Annotated in this window: 6 protein-coding genes; 4 read left to right on the top strand and 2 right to left on the bottom strand. The window is 35.8% G+C overall.

The features are described from left to right. The 4 genes from LW137_RS05680 to LW137_RS05665 all read left to right on the top strand — a co-directional run. Nucleotides 1–1,411, top strand: a 1,411-nt coding sequence (locus LW137_RS05680) for a pentapeptide repeat-containing protein (protein ID WP_346344794.1), incomplete at its 5' end; no start/stop codon positions are given. Between the two features lie 128 nt (nucleotides 1,412–1,539). Beyond that, nucleotides 1,540–2,943 (top strand): hypothetical protein, encoded by a 1,404-nt coding sequence (locus tag LW137_RS05675; protein ID WP_233034080.1) that lies wholly within the window; start codon nucleotides 1,540–1,542, stop codon nucleotides 2,941–2,943. Nucleotides 2,944–3,130: 187 nt separating this feature from the next. Continuing rightward, the gene (locus LW137_RS05670; protein ID WP_233034079.1) at nucleotides 3,131–3,457 is read left to right on the top strand and encodes an STAS-like domain-containing protein; all 327 of its coding nucleotides are present in this window, start codon (nucleotides 3,131–3,133) and stop codon (nucleotides 3,455–3,457) included. Continuing rightward, on the top strand, nucleotides 3,435–4,265 hold the full coding sequence (locus LW137_RS05665) for a hypothetical protein (protein ID WP_233034078.1): 831 nt from the start codon (nucleotides 3,435–3,437) through the stop codon (nucleotides 4,263–4,265). The genes LW137_RS05670 and LW137_RS05665 overlap by 23 nt, the downstream gene beginning before the upstream one ends. A gap of 329 nt (nucleotides 4,266–4,594) precedes the next feature. On the opposite strand, the gene LW137_RS05660 is transcribed toward LW137_RS05665, so the two are convergent. Both LW137_RS05660 and LW137_RS05655 read right to left on the bottom strand, forming a co-directional pair. Further along, nucleotides 4,595–5,338: an extracellular solute-binding protein gene (locus LW137_RS05660; RefSeq protein ID WP_233034076.1), complete on the bottom strand. Its 744-nt coding sequence runs from the start codon at nucleotides 5,336–5,338 to the stop codon at nucleotides 4,595–4,597. A gap of 74 nt (nucleotides 5,339–5,412) precedes the next feature. Beyond that, nucleotides 5,413–6,168 carry an outer membrane beta-barrel protein gene (locus LW137_RS05655; RefSeq protein ID WP_233034074.1) on the bottom strand — a complete coding sequence of 252 codons (756 nt, stop codon included), beginning with the start codon at nucleotides 6,166–6,168 and terminating at the stop codon, nucleotides 5,413–5,415. Nucleotides 6,169–6,192 lie beyond the last annotated feature (24 nt).

Here is a 6,192-nt window from a genome sequence, read left to right as displayed (position 1 = left end):
CAATGCTAAATTTCAAGCACAAGCCACCGATAGCAAAACCATTGAAAATGATTTTAGAGCAACCCACTTTGATGGAGATGTTCTGTTTACTTTGAATGATTTTAAGGGGAAAACAAGTTTTGCGATGACAAAATTTGCAAAAGATGCCTTGTGGAGTCAGGTTTCTTTTCATCAAGTATTTTTTAGGAAAACAATTTTTGAAGCATCTTCAGTCTGGCGGGGTGTTTCTTTTGAAGAGGAAGTTGCATTTGATTCTGTTTATTTTGGAGGAAAGACTTCATTTTGTTCCATTGACACAGATGGAGGGAAGAAGCCCACAACTTTCAAAAAAGCAGGATTTAAAAATGTCGTTTTTAAAGAATCAGATTTCTCTGAAGTAGAATTTGTGGGAAATGCAAGATTTAATGGAGTAGTATTCAAGGATCTAACAAGTTTTTATAAAACAAGTTTTAAGCAAAAGGCAGATTTTCGGGGAAGTATCTTTGGGGGGATTACTTCGTTTGATGAGGCAGATTTTGGATCAAAAAAGCCTGATTTTTTGAATTGCACCTTTGGCAATCAGTTTAATATTGAGCATCAACACTTGCACTATGAATATGATGACATTGAGAATGAGATAAAGAATGAGACTAATACTCAAGAGAGAAAAAACCCTTCACTTTGGCGAGATTTGTTTAGGAGGCTCAAAAGCAATCGCTTGGCATATCACAACCTCATCGATGCTTCTGAACTGAGGGCTCAAGAACTCTATGCTAGAGAAATAGAGCTAGAAGAAAAGGTGCGAGAAAACAAAGCTTCATTTAAAGAGAAAATTGAAAAGTGGCAACTATGTTTCTACCGCCTTACTTCCGATCACCACACGGATCTAGCCAAGATTTTCAACAATGTGATTTTGCTCATCGCACTTTTTGGGATTTTTGCCTTTGGTTCAATCAAATATGGAGAGAAGCATTTGGACTATGAAAGACGATATTTTGGAAGTGTTGAAACTTCGGCCATAGATCTATCCACTCGCAAAACGACCTATTCTCTTACAAAATCAGAACTAAAAACAGAAAAGCAAGATTTACAAAACCTTTCTTGGAATCAAAATAACTTCTCAGAATCTTTTTCTATTGTGTTTTTGTGTCTTGCGTTTGTCGTGAGTTTTGGAGCGTTGATCAGCCTAGATCTCTTGAAAAATAAGCTTTTGATAAAAATAAGAAATATTTTCTTTTATCTTTTAGTCTTTGGAGTTTTGATTTTTAAACCCACTCTTTTACTTCCCTTTATAGGCAAGTTTTTAGAATCTTCCTCATCTACTTCATTCCCTGCGATGCAGAGCCTTAGCGTGGTGTATTGTATCTTGATGTTTTTGATGCTCTTCTCTCTCCAAAAAACCGCCCGCAAAAACTCCATCATCCCAAGCTAAAGGAAAGCGATGAGAGAGGAAATCATGATTCTCACCTTAGAGCTAGAATCTCAAATTGATATTCTGGTCTGTATCTTCTATACTCTTATGGGTGAGAGGAGGGGGATTATGGTTGCTAAAGGGTAATAATGCTTTATGATGATTTAATTGAAAGGATTTTTGGTCAAGATATTTCATATTCCTTTGAACTTGGAATGATAGAAATTGTTGAACAAGAAATTGATGAATGTGATTTTGAAGATATAGATTCGCACATTGGGATGTATTTCACAAAATGCACTTTTTTAGAAACTGTATCTTTTGCAAATTTGAAGAGAATTGAAGTAAGGCAATGTATTTTTGAGCAAGATGTAAATTTTTCTTCTATACCCGAGATTCAATTTGATGAGTGTGTTTTTAATGGCACTGTTAATGTGCATAAAAGCAGTTGTTTGTATTGGTATTTTGGCAAAAATACCTTTAGGCATGGTTTTTGGTTTGAGCGAACGGTGGGAGAACGCATATCTTTTTGTCAAAATACCTTCGATGAGTTTTTGTATTGGAATCAAAATCAATTCGATGTGATAACAATGAATCAGAACAAAATGCATGATTTGCATATTCGAGAAAGTATTTTTAATATTTTAGAAATGGATTTCAATAAAATAGAGAGAGCTGATTTTTTATTATCTACTTTTGAAAAATCAACGGAAATCATCAATTCAAATTTTCAAATAATAAATTTTCAAGATTCAAAGTTTTTGTCATTTCTGATTCTTGATGGAAGTAAATTTGAGAAATTTTTTAATTTTACTAATATTCAGTGTATTGAAATTCCAAACATTTCAAAAGCATTTCTTGTTGGAAAAATTCAGACATCAGAACAAGCTTTTTTCTATTCCTTTAGGGAGTTGGCAGGAAAAAGAGAATTTCGCATTGATTTACGAAAATGTTTTCAAACACTTAAAGATAACTATATCAAACAAAATAATCTTCTAGATAGTTTGGACTATCACAGAATGGAACTCTATTGCAAAGAGATTGAACTAGATTCTAAAAACCCTCCAATCCTCTCTAGAGAATGGATTGATAAATGGCAACTTTTTTTCTATCGCCAAACCTCAGACCACCACACGGATTTGCTACAAATCATTTCTTGGATAGTTGTTGCGATTGGGGGCTTTGGACTTGCTCTTTTTGCTTGTAAATATGGGACAAATCTTCAAGCCTTTATTGATAGTCATTCCAAGGGCACTCTTATAGGGTTTTTCAATGTGCCTTTTTTCACACAAAGCAAAATAATAGACTTAGTCTATCTCGTTGGATTTTGCAGTCTCTTTTGGAGATGGAGCAGACTACTCTTTTTTTCTGGTGTTACTTTTTGGATTGCCTATTGCAAGCCTTCTCTTATCTTTGGAGTGATGAATCTTATCGATAGATCTCCTCGCTCGGGTGTTGAAAACCTCCTTTTGGTTTTCTATACTCTTGTGATGATTCTCTTGCTCTTCTCCCTCCAAAAAACCGCCCGCAAAAACTCTATCGTGCCAAGCTAACCCTTATTCTCACAAAGAGAGATGATAAAAAACTCTAATCAGATTAAAAATCAAGAAGCTAGGAGTGAAAATGAGAAGCTTTATGATGAGAAGTCTTGGCGAAGTGATGGAGAGTTATTGCTATTTTTTCTCTCTTCGTTTTGGTAATATGGCACATGATTTTTACGCTATTTGATGGGAGGAGCTAATGGAAAAAACAATACTTGAAGTAGCCACAATGTTTGAAGATTTTGATTTCCTAGGTTCACGAGATAGTGGAGAGATTTTGCGTAAAAGAATTATTGAATTATTAGAAACAAAAGATTGGCAAGTTGTTGTTGATTTCCAGAGGATAGACAGAGTTTCCCATTCGTTTGCTGATGAGGTTTTTGGTTTATTGTATGCAAAGTTTGGACTTGATGTTATCAAGAGGAAGATTGTGCTTGAAAATGCACAGGACAACATAAAAAACTTAGCAAATTTTGTCATCAAAGAACGAGCTCGCAAAAATAATGCTTCATCAAGATCTAAATAAAATACTCACACAAATTCAAAATCAAGACACATTAGAAAAAGAGTTTCTTACACCACTTAAGGTGTTGATTCTGAAAAGTTTTTTGACACAAAGTAAGATTCACGAGATTTTAAATAGCTATTTTGACAATATGAATCGTTTGTCTTGTGCTGGAAAAACATACACTCCTATTCAAAAAGTTAATCAAAGAGGAGAAATCGAAAGTTTAACCAAACAAATAGTTCAAACTATAGTTTCACAACTTTCTGGAAAAGAAGATTTAGCAAAAGACCTCAAAGATTGTTTGAATTATGTTGTGTCAGAACTCTTGAATAATGTTGCAGACCACTCTGGCTCTTATGGTTGGACAATGGCACAATATTATCCTACAAAGCGTATTGTTGAAGTTGCTGTTATTGATATGGGATGCGGGTTTTTGCGTAGGCTTTCTTCGAAATTTTTAAATATCAAGTCTGAGATTGAGGCTATAGATGAGGCAGTCAAAAAGGGGATCACCGCAAGCATGCCGACTATCTATGGGAGTGAAAGAAATTCTGGTTTTGGTCTTTTTATCATTTTAAGTCTTGCTAAGCAAATTGGAAATTCAGAGCTTTTGGTTGTTTCAAATGATTCTGCAGTATCTTTTTATAATCACACAAGAGAGGAGATTAGGTTGCCATTCTCAATTGATGGAAGTTTGATTTGCTTTTCGCTGGATGTAAATAAGCTTGAAGAGATTGAATATGATATTGATGTGCTTATCAATTTCTCACGATTTGAAGATGAGGAATTTGCCGATGATGAAAGTGAGGAGTTTGAGATTTTTTGAAATAGTTTTATGATTGAAGTTTTCTTCGGCGATAACGATATCTCAAGCTTCTACTCTTGTATTTTTTGACATATTGTTTGTAATTTTCAAGTTTTTCTTGATGGCTTGAAGATATGTAGAACAAAGTCTAGGCACCTGTATGATGGTATTGCTTTTTGAAGATTAAAGCTTATTTGGGAAATAATTTTTTCTTTTTGATTCTTTCAAGTGGTGTCTATATCGGTGTTTTTTGAGTATTTTGGAAGAAATAATTTTTGAAGCTTGGGGAAAATCCCTGAATCTTGGTTTAGATTCCCTATCCATTAGGGGATAGGGGGAGGGATGGATATTTAGCGAAACCATCCAAATTTTTTGAAGATTTGCTCAGCTTCTTTGCTAGAGAGAAATTTCACGAAGTCCTGTGCTTCTTGTGAGGCATTTTTGATCAAAACGACATTGAAAGTCCTATAAACGACTAAATCTTTCTCGATCGCGACGACATCGCCATAGTCGGGATTGCTTTTTGCCCAGTCTAGCCAAGTGATCCACGCATCCACTTCTTTATCTAAGAAGAGTTTTTTAGCACTGCCACTATTGGGGACATAGGCGATGATATTGGATCGGAAATTTGCGATTGTCTTGAGATCTTTGGTGCGTCCGATCATATCTTCCCACACTCCTGTTCCTGAGGTGTTGCTTTTGCCTGCACCCTCTGGGACGACGATACGCACTTTTTTGTTGGCAAGATCTTTGAGTCCTTTGATTTTGAGTGGATTGCCCTTTTGTGTCAAGATGATTGCTTCTCTAAGATAGAGAGGTTTGATCTCTTTTGGATCAAATTTGTCTCCAAAATCTGTCGCAATCGCAACCGCTGATTGATCTGATGCGCCAAAAAGAATATCCGCATTTTGCTCTGCTTTTTCTTGCCATGTTTTTTGTGGGCCAAAATTGACATTGACTTTGATCCCTGTCTGCTTTTCATAAACCTTTGCGATCTCTTGGAGCGCTGTGTGTGGCCCTCCTGGTCCATAGAGATTGATCTCTGCATGGAGTAATAGACTCACAAGAATAGTAAAAAATAAGAATTTTTTCATTTTTGCTCCTTTAATGATAAACCTTAAGTATTGGCAATCTCCATAAACCGACTTTAAATAAGCGCAAGATTTGGCTAAAAGCGATAAGCATACGAAAATGAAAAATAGCTTGGCGTGCTAGAGATACTTTGTCTAATAAGTCCCAATGTGCCATCATTGTAAGATTGCTCTCCCTCTGAAGTGAAATGCAAAACACCTCCAAAGCGATAATTGAGAGCAAACTGATGTGCTTGATAATAATAGTGTAAGCCAATAGAGGGATAGATAGAATGCTCTGTAGGAGAGGATACTTGATGGGTTTTGTGATACCTAAGATAAGAATCTTTGTCATTTCCATAGATTGCAGAGATTTCCCCACTTTCAAAGCCAAAATGTGTATAGCGATACCCTACTCCAAGATTGAGTCCTAGCGCATGATCTCTCATCTCCCAAAAATCCCAAAGAAACTCAAGATCAAGCCCTGTTTTGATAAGGAGAAAGTCGCTATCGTATTTTTCATATAGATTTGTTTCAGAATCAAAAAATTTCATTCTCTGTCTAAGCGATCCAAGTCCAAAGTATCCAGATGCGCGAAGCCCTAGGCTTTGTGTGAAATAATGTTGATAGCCAAGTTTGATCCCTCCATTGAAAGAAAAAGAAGTGTCATTAATAGGGGATTGTCCATAGCGCGTGTGTAGATCGATCCATCCTTCTTCATCATCCCAAGATAGAGGGGGTTTAAACTGGCTGCCTTCAAGATTTCCTTCGATTCCGATAAGCATTCCTGATTTGCTTTCTATTCCGTTTGTGATTACAATGCTTAAAAACATTAGAGTGATGATACGTTTCATGTCTGTTTCCTTTCAGGTTTTTAT

This window comes from Helicobacter kayseriensis (genome assembly GCF_021300655.1).
Lineage (GTDB): Bacteria > Campylobacterota > Campylobacteria > Campylobacterales > Helicobacteraceae > Helicobacter_G > Helicobacter_G kayseriensis.
Note: the sequence above shows the minus strand (reverse complement) of the source record. Positions and strands in the feature narration are given on the sequence as shown.

Excerpts from the sequence above, each read along its gene's own strand:
- LW137_RS05675 (WP_233034080.1), top strand. The coding sequence starts at position 1,540 with ATGCTTTATGATGATTTAATTGAAAGGATTTTTGGTCAAGATATTTCA.
- LW137_RS05670 (WP_233034079.1), top strand. The coding sequence starts at position 3,131 with ATGGAAAAAACAATACTTGAAGTAGCCACAATGTTTGAAGATTTTGAT.
- LW137_RS05665 (WP_233034078.1), top strand. The coding sequence starts at position 3,435 with ATGCTTCATCAAGATCTAAATAAAATACTCACACAAATTCAAAATCAA.
- LW137_RS05660 (WP_233034076.1), bottom strand. The coding sequence starts at position 5,338 with ATGAAAAAATTCTTATTTTTTACTATTCTTGTGAGTCTATTACTCCAT.
- LW137_RS05655 (WP_233034074.1), bottom strand. The coding sequence starts at position 6,168 with ATGAAACGTATCATCACTCTAATGTTTTTAAGCATTGTAATCACAAAC.